The sequence below is a fragment of the Streptomyces sp. NPDC031445 genome, assembly GCF_055581365.1.
In genome coordinates, this window is record NZ_JBVIJO010000003.1 from 361,488 (window position 1) to 375,854 (window position 14,367).

The window sequence follows — 14,367 nt, forward strand, 5'->3', positions numbered from 1 at the left end:
ACTCAGAAGCCAGAGGACTCCATGTCCACAGTCACACCCACCAGGGCGCCGCACAGCGACGTGCCGACCGCGCACCGGCCCGCCCAAGGCCGTGTCGGAGCGGGTCTGTTCGACCCCCGGCAGCTGCTCAGGTCCCTGCCGGAGGCGTTCCGGAAGCTGGACCCGCGGGTGATGGTCAAGTCGCCGGTGATGTTCGTGGTCTGGGTCGGCTCGGTGCTGACCACCGCCTTCTCCTTCCGGGACCCGGGCGACTGGTTCGGCTGGACCATCAGCGCCTGGCTGTGGCTGACCGTGCTCTTCGCCAACCTGGCGGAGGCGGTCGCCGAGGGCCGGGGCAAGGCGCAGGCCGACACCCTGCGCAAGGCCAGGACGGACACGGTGGCCAGGCGGCTGGTGAACGACCGTGAGGAGCGGGTGCCCGGCACCGCGCTGCGGATCGGCGACCTGGTGGTCTGCGAGGCCGGCGACGTGATCCCCGGCGACGGCGATGTCGTCGAGGGCGTGGCCTCGGTGGACGAGTCGGCGATCACCGGCGAGTCCGCGCCTGTCATCCGTGAGTCCGGCGGCGACCGCAGCGCCGTCACGGGCGGTACGAAGGTGCTGTCCGACCGCATCGTCATCAGGATCACGACGAAGCCGGGCGAGACCTTCATCGACCGGATGATCGGCCTGGTCGAGGGCGCGGCCCGGCAGAAGACGCCGAACGAGATCGCGCTGAACATCCTGCTGGCCTCGCTGACCATCGTCTTCCTGCTGGCGTGCGCCACCCTGCCGCCGTTCGCCGCCTACGCGGGCACGCACCTGACCTTGGTCGTCCTGGTCGCCCTGCTGGTCTGCCTGATCCCGACCACCATCGGCGCCCTGCTCTCCGCGATCGGCATCGCCGGCATGGACCGGCTGGTGCAGCGCAACGTCCTCGCCATGTCGGGCCGTGCGGTCGAGGCCGCCGGCGACGTCTCCACCCTGCTGCTGGACAAGACCGGCACCATCACCCTCGGCAACCGCCGGGCGTCGGAGTTCGTGCCGGTGCGCGGCGCCACCGAGGCCCAGGTGGCCGACGCGGCGCAGCTCTCCTCGCTGGCGGACGAGACGCCCGAGGGCCGTTCGATCGTCGTGCTGGCGAAGGAGGGGTACGGGCTGCGCGAGCGCCACCAGGGCGAACTGGCCGGCGCCGAGTGGATCGCCTTCACCGCCCAGACCCGCATGTCCGGCGTGGACGTCGGCGGGCGCCGCGTCCGCAAGGGCGCCGCCGGTTCCGTCATCGCCTGGGTGGAGGAACAGGGCGGCCACGTCGCCGAGGACGCCCGGGAACTGACCGACCGGATCTCCGAGGCCGGCGGCACGCCGCTGCTCGTCGCCGTCGACGACGCCGGCGGGGCACGGATCCTCGGCGTCATCCACCTCAAGGACGTCGTCAAGGAGGGCATGCGCGAGCGGTTCGACGAGCTGCGCCGCATGGGCATCAGGACGGTCATGATCACCGGCGACAACCCGCTCACCGCGAAGGCCATCGCCGGGGAGGCGGGCGTGGACGACTTCCTCGCCGAGGCCACTCCCGAGGACAAGATGGCCCTCATCAAGCGGGAGCAGGCCGGCGGCAAGCTGGTCGCGATGACCGGCGACGGCACGAACGACGCGCCGGCCCTCGCCCAGGCGGACGTCGGCGTGGCGATGAACACCGGTACGTCGGCCGCCAAGGAGGCCGGCAACATGGTCGACCTCGACTCCGACCCGACCAAGCTCATCGAGATCGTGGAGATCGGCAAGCAGCTGCTGATCACGCGGGGCGCGCTGACCACGTTCTCCATCGCCAACGACGTCGCGAAGTACTTCGCGATCATCCCGGCCCTCTTCGCGGCGGTCTACCCGGGCCTGGACAAGCTGAACATCATGCGGCTGTCCTCGCCCGACTCCGCGATCCTGTCGGCCGTCGTCTTCAACGCGCTGATCATCATCGCGCTGGTGCCGCTGTCGCTGAGGGGCGTGCGGTACCGGCCGATGAGCGCGGACCGGATGCTCCGCCGCAACCTCGCCCTCTACGGCGTCGGCGGACTGATCGCGCCCTTCATCGGCATCAAGATCATCGACCTGATCGTCTCACTCATCCCCGGGATCCGGTGACGGACATGAACCACCCCTTCGCGCACACCGCGCGGCTGTTCGGCGCGGGGCTGCGGGCCCTGCTGGCGCTGACCGTGCTCACCGGCGTCCTCTATCCGCTGGCGGTCACCGGTGTCGCCCAGGCGCTCTTCGCGCACCAGGCGAACGGCTCCGAGACCAGGGCGGACGGCAGGGTCGTCGGCTCGTCCCTGATCGGCCAGCAGGGCTACGGCCTCAGGTACTTCCAGCCCCGCCCCGCCGGCGGCCTCGGACAGAACTCCGTCAACACGCAGTACAAGCTGATCCTCTCCGGCGCGACCAACCTCGCCGCGGACAGCAAGGTGCTCCTCAAACAGGTCGAGGACGCCAAGGCCGCCGTGGTGCGGGACAACTCGGTCCCCGGCCACCCGGTCACGCCCTCCCAGGTCCCCGCCGACGCCGTCACCTCCTCCGGCTCCGGCCTGGACCCGGACATCTCCCCGGCCTACGCCGAACTCCAGGTCCGCCGGGTGGCCGCCCGCAACCACCTGCCCGTCCCCCGGGTCGAGCGCCTGGTCAGGGCCCACACCACCGGACGCACCCTCGGCTTCATCGGGGAACCCCGGGTGAACGTCCTGGAACTCAACACCGCGCTCAAGGAGTTGACCGCGAAGGGGTGAGGCGGCCGGCGGCGCCCCGGCCCCGTCCCGGGCGGCTGAAACCGCGCTGAAACCACGCTGAACCACCCGGGCCGCACGCTCTGCCGCATGACGACGACGAACGCGGACGACCTCGCGATCGCGGCCACCGGGCTGCGCAAGTCCTACGGGGACAAGACCGTCCTCGACGGCATCGACCTCCACGTGCCCGCCGGCACCGTCTTCTCCCTCCTCGGGCCCAACGGTGCCGGCAAGACCACGGCGGTCGGCATCCTGTCCACGCTGATCTCCGCCGACGGCGGACAGGCGCGGATCGCCGGGCACGATCTCACCGCCGAGGCGCAGGCGGTGCGGGCCGCCATCGGGGTCACCGGCCAGTTCTCCGCCGTGGACGGGCTGATCACCGGCGAGGAGAACATGCTCCTGATGGCGGACCTGCACCACCTCTCCCGGCAGGAGGGACGGCGCGTCACCGCCACGCTGCTGGAACGGTTCGACCTCACCGAGGCCGCGAGGAAACCCGCCTCCACCTACTCCGGCGGCATGAAGCGCCGCCTCGACATCGCCATGACCCTGGTCGGCAGCCCCCGGATCATCTTCCTGGACGAGCCGACCACCGGCCTCGACCCGCGCTCCCGGCACACCATGTGGCAGATCATCCGCGAACTGGTCTCCGGCGGCACGACCGTCTTCCTCACCACCCAGTACCTGGAGGAGGCCGACCAGCTCGCCGACCGCATCGCCGTGCTCGACGGCGGAAGGATCGTCGCCGACGGCAGCGCCGAGCAGCTCAAGCGGCTCGTCCCCGGCGGGCACGTGCGGCTGCGCTTCTCCGACCCGGAGGCGTACGAGCAGGCGGCCACCGCGCTGCGCGAGGCCACCCGGAACGACGAGGCGCTCACCCTGCAGATCCCCAGCGACGGAAGCCAGCGCGAACTGCGGGCCATCCTCGACTGGCTCGACGCCGCCGGCATCGAGGCCGGCGAGCTGTCCGTCCACACCCCGGACCTGGACGACGTGTTCTTCGCCCTCACCGCGACCCCCGTGCCCGCCCGGTCCACCGAAAAGGAGAGCGCCCGATGAGCGCCGCCGGCCAGCCCCTCCGCGACAACCTCACCATGCTGCGGCGCAACCTCCTGCACGCCCGCCGCTACCCCTCCCTCACCCTGAACCTCCTGCTCACCCCGGTCATCCTGCTGCTGCTCTTCGTCTACGTCTTCGGCGACGTGATGAGCGCCGGCATCAACGGCGGACACGCGGACCGCGCCGACTACGTCGCCTACCTGGTTCCCGGCATCCTGCTGCTGACCGTGAGCATGACCTCGCTTGGCACGGCCGTGTCGGTGGCCACCGACATGACCGAGGGCATCATGGCCCGGTTCCGCACCATGGCGATCTCCCGTGCCTCCGTGCTGATCGGCCACGTGCTCGGCAGTGTCATCCAGACGCTGATGGCCCTGGTGCTGCTGCTGGGCATCGGCCTGGCCATCGGCTTCCGGCCCGACGCGACGCCGCTGGAGTGGCTCGCCGCCGCCGGGCTGATGACGCTGGTCAGCCTGGCACTGACCTGGCTCGCGGTCGGCATCGGCCTGGCGAGCCCCAACCCCGAGGGGGCCAGCAACACCGGGACGCCCCTGGTGATGCTGCCGTTCCTTTCCAGCGCGTTCGTGCCGGTGGACGCCATGCCGGGCTGGTTCCGCTGGTTCGCCGAGTACCAGCCGTTCTCGCCCGCCATCGAGACCCTGCGCGGACTGCTGCTCGGCAGCGGGATCGGCACGAGGAACGCCGTGCTCGCCGTCGCCTGGTGCGTGGGGCTGACCGTGCTGGGCCACTGGTGGTCCAAGGCTCAGTTCAACCGGGAACCGCGGCGTTGAGGCCGGCGGGGCTCAGCCGGCGCCCAGCCCCCCGGGGCTCAGCCGGCGCCCAGCCCCCGGGGCTCAGCCGACGCTCAGCTCCCGCAGTGCCGCCGCCCGCAGCTCCTCCCGCCCCAGGGCGGCGTACCGCGACCTCGCGTCGGCGTACGCCGCCCTGTCGGCGTCCTCCGCGGCCTGCCGGGACCGGGCCGAGGACAGGGTCGGGAAGTCCCGCACCACCGGCATCCGTTCCGCCAGCGCCACCAGCCGCACGGCCGCCGTCTCGCCCCTGGCCAGACCGGCGAGCCCGAGCGCGAGCAACGCCGTGCCGTAGACCGGCAGTTCGACGGGGGAGTCGGTGGGGGTCGAGGGGCTCGGCGAGCCCGAGGGGCTGGAGGCGCCGGGGGAGCCGGCCGCGCCGGACAGCATCCCCAGAAGCCGCTCCCGCAGTTGCCCGGCCAGCCCGGCCACCGGCTCCAGCCGGCCGTGCTGCGCGTGCGCCGCCAGCGCGCCCGACTGCACCTGGAGCGACCACGGATGCACGAACGGATCACCGGCGTACAGCACGCTGTCCTCCCGTACCCGCTCCACCGCCCGGCGCCACAGGCCGAGCCCGACCTCCGTCAGCCCCCGCGCCAGCGCGATCTCCGCCCGGGCCAGCAGGTCGGGGGTGTAGGTCTGCGGCGACTCGGGCGGCTGCTCCAGGGCCGCCAGCCCCAGCCAGTACTCCGCCTCGTCCACCTCCCCGCGCTGCAGGCAGGCCAGCACCAGCCCCCAGCGCACACCCACCGAGTCCGACCACTCGCCGAACCGGTCGAGCGCACCGAGCGCGGCGCGCAGATGGCCGTACGCCTCCGCGCCCCGCTCGGACTGGAGGCACAGCTCGCTGACCCGCCCGTGACAGAGGAGCTGCAGGGTGGGGTTGGCGAACGGCTCCAGCGCGTCGAGCATCCGGCGGGCGTACTCCAGCGCGCGCTCCGTGTCGTGCGCCGCGTCCCACACGTAACTGGCGAAGCACGCCGCCACACCCGCCAGCAGCGGTTCCTCCGCGTCGCACAGCTCCCGCAGCAGCGCGTACTCCGGCGGGTGGATGTCCGGAACGGCGCACAGTACGACGGCCAGCGCCCCCGGCAGTGTGTCCGGCCGCGCGGGCGGCAGCCGGCGCAGCGTCACCAACTGCCGTACGGCGTGCGGGCCGTGGGCCATGAAGAGGCTGGCCGTGCAGACGGCCGCCGCGGTACGGGCCGGCTCGACGTCCTCGGCGCCGGGACGGAAGCGGGACAGCGGGCCGCCGGTGTCGGAGATGAGCGCGGAGAGCCGGGTGAAGTGGGAGTCGGTGGCCCACAGGGAGGCCAGTACGGCGGTGAGGGCGGCGGTGGTGGGCCCGTCGGACCGGGCCAGCGCGTGCCGCAGCGCGAGGACGAGGTTGTCCTGCTCGGCCCGTATGCGCATCCAGGAGGACGCCGGGTCGCTGCTGAACAGCACGCCGTGGTGCTCGCGGCCGAAGTCCCGGGCCCAGCGCAGGAACCGGTCGGTCACCGCCTCCTCCTCGCCGGCCTCGGCCCGCCGGGCGGCACCGAACTCGCGCAGGGTCTCCAGCATGCGGAAACGTGTCCCGGACGGGCTGTCGTCCACCCTGATCAGGGACTGCCCGGCCAGTTGCTCCAGCAGGAACAGCGTGTCCCCCGTCCCGCCGAGCAGGTACTCCGCCGCGTCCTCGGCGAAGCCGCCCGGGAACACCGACAGCGCGCGCAGCGCCGCCCGGCCGTCGGGCTCCAGCAGGTTCCAGCTCCACTCGACCACGGCGTGCAGTGTGCGGTGCCGCTCGGGCGCGTCACGGGCGCCGCCGCGCAGCAGCGCGAAACGGTCCCGTAGACGGCGCGCGATGTCGGCCACGGAGAGCACTCGCACCCGGGCCGCGGCCAGCTCCACGGCGAGCGGCAGCCCGTCCAGGTGGCGGCAGATCTCGGCGACCAGGCCGGCGGGCAGGTCCACGCCGGGCCTGGCCGCCCGCGCCCGCTGCTCGAACAGCTCGACCGAGGTGGCGAGGGACAGCTCCGGCAGGGCGTACACGGACTCCGAGGTCAGCCCCAGCGGGGCCCGGCTGGTCGCGAGGACCCGCAGCTCCCGCGACCGCGACACCAGCGCCCGGACGAGGTCGGCCACGCCGGCGATCACCTGCTCGCAGTTGTCCAGCACCAGCAGCGTGGGCCCCGTGCCCAGCGCGCCGACGATGCCGCTCACCGTGTCGCCGCCCCCGGTGAACTGCCGGCCCTCGCCCGCGCCCACCGCCGCGCCCACCGCCGCGGCCACCTCGGCGGCCACGTCGTCGTCGGCGGTGACACCGGCCAGGGGGACGAAGTGCACCACGGGCTGCTCGGCAGCCCGGCTCACCGCATGGGACAGCCGGGTCTTGCCCAGCCCGCCGGGGCCCACGACGGTGACCACCCGGGCCACGCGCAGCATCTCCGCCACGGTGGCAATGTCGGCGCCCCGCCCCAGCAGCGGATTCGGCTCGTGCGGCACTCCCTGCCGGACCCGGGGCGCGTCCGCGTTCAACAGCTCCTGGCAGAGGGCCCTGAGCCCGGGACCCGGATCGGTACCCAGCTCCTCGCGCAGCCCCCGCCGGTAGGCGTCGTACCGGGTCAGCGCGGCGGCCCGGCCCACGGTGTCCGCCTCGCACCGCAGCAGCTCCGCCAGCACCTCCTCGTCCCGCGGCAGCTCCCGGGCCAGCTCGGCCAGCGGCGTCGCGGCCTCCTCCCGCCGGCCCAGCCGGGCGAGCGCGAGCGCACGGGAACGCACGAGCGAGCGGTGCGCCCGGAGCCGGTCGGTACGGAGCGCCACCACCGGATCGTGCAGGTCCTCGCCCGCCCCGGCCCCCACGCTCCCGTCCCACAGGGCCAAGCCCGCCTCGGCCTGCGCCAGCGCACCCGTGTGATCCCCGGCCCGCGCCCGCGCGGCGCTCGCCGCCTCGTGCAGCAGCAGCGCGGAACTGTCGACCTGCGCCTCCTCCAGCGCGAGCCGGTACCCCGTCGGCGTACTGACGACCAGCTCCCCGCCCATCTGCGCCCTGAGCCGCGACACCAGCACCTGCACGGCCTTGCCGGGCCGCTCCGGCAGCCCGTCCGGCCACAGCCCCTCCACCAGCCGCCCGGTACTGCACCCGGCCCGCAGATCCCCGGCGAGCAACGCCACCAGCCCACGCAGCCGGGGAGCCGTGATCTCCCGCCCACGACAGGCGACTTCGGACAGCAGAGCCAACTCGGTGGTCACGCGTGCAGACTAGCCACCCACCGCTGTCGCGGGAGGGGCAGAGCCGGGACCTGCCGCGATGGCCGCGGGCACCCGGGTGGTTCGCCCGTGGGCGCAGGGCCGGCATGACACTCCCTTCACCCGTGCGCCCTATGGTTCGGCAGCGTCGGTCTGGACGTGCCCCCCGGTGTGGCGGCGCGGTGAGGCGGAGAGGAACGCGGCTTGAGATTCGTCGACACCCACTGGGACGGCTCGGGATTCTTCCTGGACCCGTCCGCCTATGTGGCCGAGCTTCCTCGCCTGCGCGGCGTACTCCCCCCGGGCGCCTGGGCGTTCGCCTCCGACCCGGGGCATTACGACATTCCCGGCGCCGACCGGTGCGTCAAGGACTTGGAATTGGCCGCCATCCGTCCGGCGACCGACAAGAGCGGGCGGCTGGAACTGGACTTCGCGCCCAACAGGTTCAAACACGACTGCGGCCTGCGCGTCAGCTACTCGGGCGTGACGCACTTCTCCGTCGATTATGCGCATGCCATCGACTGGATGCTGGTCGACACCGTGCTGCTCGACGAGATCCTCCCCGACGAGGACGGCGGCTGTGTGCACGAGATCGCGCTCACCGACGCGTCGATCACCGTGCGCTGCGAGGACCTGCACGCCGTGTGGGGGGACGCGAGCTGAGGGGTGACCGGGATCGTCGCCCGCACAGAGGTCCTTGGCCGGCCGTGCCGCACTTGACTCGTGTGTGCGCTCCTGTGATGCCCGTGATGTGCCCGGGTCTGACAGACCAGGTTGAGGAGTACCGGAGACTGCTCCGTGTGCTCTCGCCGACGCGGCCTGGAACGGCAGCCCAGGACCGGTCCTGGCAACCCTTGGCGAGTGCACAGCCCTACCGGCAGGAACCGCCTCCCGGGGTGAGGCCGGCGTCGATTCGGCAGCAGCGGACCGGCGACTTTCCGGGCCGTGCTCTCCTTCGGCGGCGAGACGGCGTTCCGGATACGGCACGCGCCCGCGTGTTCAGGCGGAGCCGGCGCCGGAACCGCCCGCCGATTGGCCGGCCGCGCGGCGGTACTCGGCGTTGATGCGCTGCGCTTCCTCGAGCTGGTCCTCGAGGATGACGATGCGGCACGCGGCCTCGATCGGGGTCCCCTTGTCGACGAGCTCGCGGGCGCGCGCGGCGATCCGCAGTTGGTAGCGGGAGTACCGGCGATGTCCTCCCTCAGAGCGGAGCGGAGTGATCAGACGAGCCTCACCGATGGCCCGGAGGAAGGCCGGGGTGGTGCCGAGCATCTCGGCCGCCCGGCCCATCGTGTACGCGGGGTAGTCGTCGTCGTCCAGTCGATCATTCAGAGGGTTGTCCGATGTCATGTCACCTCGCTCTGTAACGCGTCGAGGGGCCCTGGCGCCGTACGGCACCAGGGCCCCGAAGGAAATTGAACACCATCTGTCGGCCCTACTGCTGTGCCGACCTTCTAGGCCCGCTCTCCGGCCCGGCAGGGCGGAGCGGGGGATCGCAGCTGCGTGACCGGGGACCACCATCCAATCCGGGGCCTTGCGGTACCCGGCCGAGTGCTCTCGGGCCGGGCGATCCTGGTGGTGTCTGCTCCTCCGTTCCTCTCGCTCCAACCGCTGAGTGAACCTGTACTGCTGTTGGCAGCTCCTTGACGTGCGAGCCGCCCAGTGCGGCTCCCAGCCCCGTCACCCGTTCTGGGAACACTCCGGCTTCGAGCCACGAGAGCCGCACTGACCTGCGTATTCGTATTCAGCCACCCGCCCGTTCGTGTCTGGCGGGTCTCGTTCGACCGTGTCAACGAGAAGAAGCGTACCCATACCGGCACCGAAAATCTACTCCGACAAGAGGAGGTTTCACTCCCCCGGAGGAGAAGGAACCTTGCTGCCATCGGTCCTCACCGGTTGGCGAACCGCCCCCTGCCGAGCGCAAGCTCCTCAGTCCCGCAGGCGGTACGGCACGGGTGGACCGCATAAACTCTGCTGTCATGTCGAACCCTGATGAGCTGCTCGTCGCCATATCCGCCGCGGTGGAGTCCGAGCGAAGCAATCAGATGTCGCTGACCGTGATCGTCGGCGGAGCCGTCATCACCGGCCGGCTGGCTCCCGAGGCCGTGTGGAGGGAGCGGGTGGCGGAGGTCCTGAAGGACTCGGACCGCCTCGGCCCGTTCTCGGACGTCTTCGCCGGCGCTCCGCGCGAGAACCCTCCCGGCCGCGGCGAGGCGCCCACGCATCTGCACTTCCATCTCGCCCGGATAGTGCAGGGCAGCCTCGGGATCCCGGAGACGGGCGGCATGTACCGAGTCGCGATCGAGGACGTCAGCGCATGGACCGTAGGTGATCTCATCCACTTCGACCGGTGAGACGCTGACTCCGCCCCGTGGCCCGGCCGGCGGGCCCGGCCGGCGGGCCCGGCCGGCGGTTTCCGAGCGGGCGGCGACACAGCCGTGGGGCCCTGAGGGCGGTCTCGCGCCCGTCCACCCACGATCCTGTCGTGTGATGGCCTGGCCCACCTGCTCGACCGGGTAGCGACGGCGGCCGGTGGTCACGGACGCACCCGTGACGACAGAACGGGCCGCCCAGGGTGCGACGGGTCAGCGCGAGAGGACGGCTACGCCTGTTACCCGGCCGCCCTCGCCGACGCCGGGCGAGGGCAGTGGTCCGTCGAGAACGTCCCGCAGACGGATCCGGTCCGTGTACGCGGAACTGTTCCGGACAACGGCGAGCCCGCCCCGGGTGACCAAGCTCGTGCTCTCGTCGTCCCCGTCGCACACGGTCAGGTACTCGACCCGGGCACCCGCCATGACGGCCAGAGCCACCTCGACGGTCATGTCGTCACATACCCGAGGGCCGTGCCCTTCGGTGTCCTCGACCGCGGTCACGGGAGCGGGGTCCGGCGTACGGTACTGCGTCCGCGCTGGCGTCACGGGTGTCTCCTTCGGTCGGGGATGGTCGGTTTGGCGGCCCCTGCGGCCCCTGCGGCCCCTGCGCCCCGGCGGCCCCGGGAAGCCACGGGTGGTTTCGGGAGGCCCGGGGCGCCGGGGAGGGACTGCGCCGGCCTAAGCCGCCGGGTCCTGCCCGGGCAGCCGCTGTGTCCGCCGGCGCGCCCCCTCGCCGACGGGTCGGCTCTGCCCGGTGCGGCCCCGGCGGCTGCGGGACGGCGAAGACCCGCGGCGGGGGCGTTCGACGACGGGCGCGCTGATGACCACCGGCACACCGGAGGGCGCCTGGGCACCCGTGATGCGGCTCAGCTCCGCCTCGCCCGAGCGGACGGAGGTGATGTGCGGGGTGATGCCGGCCGAAGCCATCAGCCGGGTCATGCCGCGGCGCTGTCCGGGCGTCACGAGCGTGACGACGCTGCCGGACTCCCCGGCGCGGGCCGTACGGCCGCCACGGTGCAGGTAGTCCTTGTGGTCGCTGGGCGGATCCACGTTGACGACCAGGTCGAGGCTGTCGACGTGGATGCCGCGGGCCGCGACGTTGGTGGCCACCAGGACGGTGACGTGACCGTCCTTGAACTGCGCCAGGGTCCGGGTGCGCTGCGGCTGCGACCGGCCACCGTGCAGGGCCGCGGCGCGGACACCGCTGTTCAGCAGGTGCTTCGTCAGCCGGTCCACGGCGTGCTTGGTGTCCAGGAACATGATGACCCGGCCGTCGCGGGCCGCGATCTCGGTGGTCGTGCGGTGCTTGTCCGCGTCGTGCACGTGGAGCACGTGGTGCTCCATCGTGCTGACGGCACCGGCCGACGGGTCTACGGAGTGCACCACCGGGTCGGCCAGGTAGCGGCGGACCAGCAGGTCGACGTTGCGGTCCAGGGTGGCTGAGAACAGCAGTCGCTGACCCTCGGGACGCACCTGGTCGAGCAGGGCGGTGACCTGGGGCATGAAACCCATGTCGGTCATCTGGTCGGCCTCGTCGAGGACGGTGGTGCCGACGGCGTCGAGCCGGCAGTCGCCCCGGTCGATGAGGTCCTTGAGCCGACCGGGCGTCGCCACGACCACCTCCGCGCCGGCGCGCAGCGCTTGGGCCTGCCTGCCGAGGGACATCCCGCCGACGACGGTGGCGAGCCGCAGGCTCACGGAGCGGGCGTAGGGAGCGAGCGCGTCGGTGACCTGCTGGGCCAGCTCACGGGTGGGGACGAGGATCAGGGCCAGTGGCCGGCGCGGCTCGGCACGCTTGCCCGCCGTACGGGCGAGGACCGCCAGGCCGAAGGCGAGGGTCTTGCCCGACCCGGTGCGGCCGCGACCGAGCACGTCACGGCCGGCCAGGGCGTTCGGCAGGGTCGCCGCCTGGATGGGGAACGGCACGGTCACGCCTTCGTGGCCGAGCGTGGCCAGCAGCGGCGCCGGCATGGCGAGATCGGCGAACGACTCGACTGCGGGCAACGCGGGCGTGACCGTCTTCGGCAGAGCGAACTCGCCCCGCGCCGGCTGTCGGTTTCGGTAACCGCCGGAGCGGCTCGCGGCGGTGCTTCCTCCGAAGCGGTCGTATGTGCGATCGGTGCGTGCGCGAGTGGTACGCGTGCGGTTCATTCGGAACCTTCCTCGATGCGGGCACGATCAAGGAGTTTCCGCAGCAGAATGAGCGGCGCAGAGAATCGCGAGAACGGGCCGAAAAATGACAGGGTCGAAACACCCTGAGAATGACGCGAGCTGGGGCCCGCACCCCAAGGTGCGGGCCCCAGCTGCGAAGTATGCGTCAGTGCCGGTGCGTCAGGCGGGAACGATGTTCTCGGCCGTCAGGCCCTTCTGGCCCTGCGCGATGTCGAACGACACCTTCTGGCCCTCCAGCAGCTCGCGGAAGCCCTGGGCGGCGATGTTCGAGTAGTGGGCGAAGACGTCGGCGCCGCCGCCGTCCTGCTCGATGAAGCCGAAGCCCTTTTCCGCGTTGAACCACTTCACAGTGCCAGTAGCCATTTTGTTTTCTCCTTCGGAGACGGTGTCAGGAATACGCCTTGTGCGCGTTCCGTGTCGCCGTGATGATCAGCCGTCGGAAAAAACCATCTGGCAACCACACCTGCAACTGATGACGACAGTAGCACGGTGCGATCGGCCTTGCACGGTCGATAATTGCGCTCCGCCGGGCGGCCGAGGAATACTCGCCGTACCTCGCATCAATTTCTCATTTCACGGGCGCAGATATTGCTCTCCACGGGCACGGCCTTCCTGCCGTGCACTTCCGTCCGCAACCCTGTGACCTCGCTCGACGGGCCATGTGCCGCGGCCACCGTCGTCAGCGGAGCGCACAACGGCGAACGCGCCCGGGACCCCCATGCCGCAATAAAGGTCACATCCCCAGGAGTACGTGGGAGGGACGAGGCGAGTCGCGTGTGCGCACCGGCTCCCGAAGGAGGGTGGTCCTCATGACCAAGGCCCCGTGACCCGCGTCGGGTTGGACGCCGTGGCCCGGGCTGGGCTCCCGACGCGGGTCGTCGTCGCCGAACGGGTGATGCGCATCGACGCCTTCCCGGTGGGCGGGAGCCGTATGACTGATGCGCCGCACATCGACCGAGCCCGGTGAGGTCAGCCGCGCCACTCCACCATGAGCAGTGTCACGTCATCCGTGGTGCGTCCGCCCCGCGCCCGCTTCAGCGTGTGGGACAGGGAGCGCGTCACCGCCCGGATACCGCGGCCGGTTTTCTCCAGACGGTCCACGCAGTCGATCAGCGTGGGTCCCGGGCTGAGCACGTTGACCCGGAACCGGCGCTCTCGCGACTGCCGGGCCCAGTTGTGCACTAGGTTGCTCACCGCCGCCTTCGAGGCGCTGTAAACCTCGAGTTGCTCGTTGGGCCGCACGCTGTTGCTGGAGCCGACGACCAAGATGGAGGCGTTCTCCGCCAGCAGCGGAAACGCCTTCTGAACGGTGAAGAGGGGGCTTTTGACGTTGACGGCGAGCGTCAGGTCGACGTTCGCCTCGGTGTGGGCGCCGAGCGCGGCGTCCACGGCGATTCCCGCGTTGGACGCGCCCCAGCGCACCCTTGTTCTGCCGGCGTGCTGCGTCGAAGCTCTCTGGCAGCAGTTGGCAGATCAGGTTGGGATCGGCTCGCAGATGAGGACGAGTGGGAGGAACACGGCCTCGTCTTCTTCTCGGCCGTGGGCAAGACCCTGACGAGTGGACGCCGAGGGAGCTGCGGCACAGCTTCGTGTCCCTGCTCTCCGACCGGGGCGTGCCGCTGGAGGCCGCTAGAGGAGATCTCTCGCCTCGTCGGGCACTCCGGGACGGCTGTGACCGAGGAGGTCTACCGGAAGCAGATCCGGCCCGTGATCCAGACCGGCGCCGTGGTCATGGACGGTATCTTCGGCACGCAGGAGCGGCTGCCGTAGGCATGCGGGCAGCGGGTAGTCACTCAGATAGACACGCAGGCAGAAACAAGAAGACCACCTAGGAACGTTCCTAGGTGGCCTACCTGCTGTTACGGCTGTCGGGGTGGCGGGATATGAACCCACGACCTCTTCGTCTCGAACGAGGTTCGGTGGGTGAGCCTGCCAGCCTCGCTGGCGTTTGTACAGGTAAGA

The 14,367-nt window shown here is 71.5% G+C and carries 12 protein-coding genes and 2 pseudogenes; 7 read left to right on the forward strand and 7 right to left on the reverse strand.

Features of this window, described 5'->3' with window-relative positions:
- The first annotated feature begins 21 nt into the window (after window positions 1-21).
- The 4 genes from kdpB (at window position 22) to ACZ5DC_RS11920 (ending at window position 4,612) form a co-directional block, all read left to right on the forward strand.
- A complete protein-coding gene (kdpB, locus tag ACZ5DC_RS11905) occupies window positions 22-2,121 on the forward strand; it encodes a potassium-transporting ATPase subunit KdpB (RefSeq protein WP_468651831.1) in 2,100 nt (699 codons plus the stop codon).
- Window positions 2,122-2,126: 5 nt separating this feature from the next.
- Window positions 2,127-2,759: a potassium-transporting ATPase subunit KdpC gene (kdpC, locus tag ACZ5DC_RS11910; protein ID WP_468651833.1), complete on the forward strand. Its 633-nt coding sequence runs from the start codon at window positions 2,127-2,129 to the stop codon at window positions 2,757-2,759.
- An 87-nt stretch (window positions 2,760-2,846) separates the two neighbouring features.
- Entirely contained in the window at window positions 2,847-3,821 is a 975-nt protein-coding gene (locus ACZ5DC_RS11915) for an ATP-binding cassette domain-containing protein (RefSeq protein WP_468651835.1), read from the forward strand.
- Complete coding sequence (locus tag ACZ5DC_RS11920) at window positions 3,818-4,612, forward strand: ABC transporter permease (protein ID WP_468651837.1); 795 nt, start codon at window positions 3,818-3,820, stop codon at window positions 4,610-4,612. The genes ACZ5DC_RS11915 and ACZ5DC_RS11920 overlap by 4 nt, the downstream gene beginning before the upstream one ends.
- Before the next feature lie 63 nt (window positions 4,613-4,675).
- Here ACZ5DC_RS11920 and ACZ5DC_RS11925 read toward each other — a convergent pair whose 3' ends face one another.
- Entirely contained in the window at window positions 4,676-7,864 is a 3,189-nt protein-coding gene (locus ACZ5DC_RS11925) for an ATP-binding protein (RefSeq protein WP_468651839.1), read from the reverse strand.
- A gap of 201 nt (window positions 7,865-8,065) precedes the next feature.
- On the opposite strand from ACZ5DC_RS11925, the gene ACZ5DC_RS11930 reads away from it, so the two are divergent.
- Window positions 8,066-8,524 carry a hypothetical protein gene (locus tag ACZ5DC_RS11930; RefSeq protein WP_468651841.1) on the forward strand — a complete coding sequence of 153 codons (459 nt, stop codon included), beginning with the start codon at window positions 8,066-8,068 and terminating at the stop codon, window positions 8,522-8,524.
- A 336-nt stretch (window positions 8,525-8,860) separates the two neighbouring features.
- Here ACZ5DC_RS11930 and ACZ5DC_RS11935 read toward each other — a convergent pair whose 3' ends face one another.
- On the reverse strand, window positions 8,861-9,211 hold the full coding sequence (locus ACZ5DC_RS11935; protein WP_366750174.1) for a MerR family transcriptional regulator: 351 nt from the start codon (window positions 9,209-9,211) through the stop codon (window positions 8,861-8,863).
- A 629-nt stretch (window positions 9,212-9,840) separates the two neighbouring features.
- Between ACZ5DC_RS11935 and ACZ5DC_RS11940 the strand changes: the two genes are divergently transcribed.
- Window positions 9,841-10,215, forward strand: a complete 375-nt coding sequence (locus tag ACZ5DC_RS11940) for a hypothetical protein (RefSeq protein ID WP_468651843.1) — start codon at window positions 9,841-9,843, stop codon at window positions 10,213-10,215.
- Window positions 10,216-10,338: 123 nt separating this feature from the next.
- On the opposite strand, the pseudogene ACZ5DC_RS11945 reads toward ACZ5DC_RS11940, so the two are convergent.
- From ACZ5DC_RS11945 to ACZ5DC_RS11965, 5 genes and pseudogenes are all read right to left on the reverse strand, one after another.
- Window positions 10,339-10,419, reverse strand: a pseudogene (locus ACZ5DC_RS11945) (SCO5918 family protein); the annotation flags it as partial.
- Between the two features lie 27 nt (window positions 10,420-10,446).
- The gene (locus tag ACZ5DC_RS11950; RefSeq protein ID WP_468651845.1) at window positions 10,447-10,779 is read right to left on the reverse strand and encodes a CBS domain-containing protein; all 333 of its coding nucleotides are present in this window, start codon (window positions 10,777-10,779) and stop codon (window positions 10,447-10,449) included.
- 132 nt (window positions 10,780-10,911) lie between these two features.
- The gene (locus ACZ5DC_RS11955) at window positions 10,912-12,384 is read right to left on the reverse strand and encodes a DEAD/DEAH box helicase (RefSeq protein WP_468651847.1); all 1,473 of its coding nucleotides are present in this window, start codon (window positions 12,382-12,384) and stop codon (window positions 10,912-10,914) included.
- A 180-nt stretch (window positions 12,385-12,564) separates the two neighbouring features.
- On the reverse strand, window positions 12,565-12,768 hold the full coding sequence (locus ACZ5DC_RS11960) for a cold-shock protein (RefSeq protein WP_030173817.1): 204 nt from the start codon (window positions 12,766-12,768) through the stop codon (window positions 12,565-12,567).
- Between the two features lie 606 nt (window positions 12,769-13,374).
- On the reverse strand, window positions 13,375-13,827 hold the full coding sequence (locus ACZ5DC_RS11965) for an SDR family NAD(P)-dependent oxidoreductase (protein WP_468651849.1): 453 nt from the start codon (window positions 13,825-13,827) through the stop codon (window positions 13,375-13,377).
- Here ACZ5DC_RS11965 and ACZ5DC_RS11970 point away from each other — a divergent pair.
- Window positions 13,820-14,175 (forward strand): annotated as a pseudogene (locus ACZ5DC_RS11970) (site-specific integrase); the annotation flags it as partial. The gene ACZ5DC_RS11965 and the pseudogene ACZ5DC_RS11970 overlap by 8 nt on opposite strands.
- Window positions 14,176-14,367 lie beyond the last annotated feature (192 nt).

Excerpts from the sequence above, each read along its gene's own strand:
- kdpC (WP_468651833.1), top strand. The coding sequence starts at position 2,127 with ATGAACCACCCCTTCGCGCACACCGCGCGGCTGTTCGGCGCGGGGCTG.
- ACZ5DC_RS11960 (WP_030173817.1), bottom strand. The coding sequence starts at position 12,768 with ATGGCTACTGGCACTGTGAAGTGGTTCAACGCGGAAAAGGGCTTCGGC.
- ACZ5DC_RS11935 (WP_366750174.1), bottom strand. The coding sequence starts at position 9,211 with ATGACATCGGACAACCCTCTGAATGATCGACTGGACGACGACGACTAC.
- ACZ5DC_RS11955 (WP_468651847.1), bottom strand. The coding sequence starts at position 12,384 with ATGAACCGCACGCGTACCACTCGCGCACGCACCGATCGCACATACGAC.
- kdpB (WP_468651831.1), top strand. The coding sequence starts at position 22 with ATGTCCACAGTCACACCCACCAGGGCGCCGCACAGCGACGTGCCGACC.
- ACZ5DC_RS11915 (WP_468651835.1), top strand. The coding sequence starts at position 2,847 with ATGACGACGACGAACGCGGACGACCTCGCGATCGCGGCCACCGGGCTG.
- ACZ5DC_RS11920 (WP_468651837.1), top strand. The coding sequence starts at position 3,818 with ATGAGCGCCGCCGGCCAGCCCCTCCGCGACAACCTCACCATGCTGCGG.
- ACZ5DC_RS11940 (WP_468651843.1), top strand. The coding sequence starts at position 9,841 with ATGTCGAACCCTGATGAGCTGCTCGTCGCCATATCCGCCGCGGTGGAG.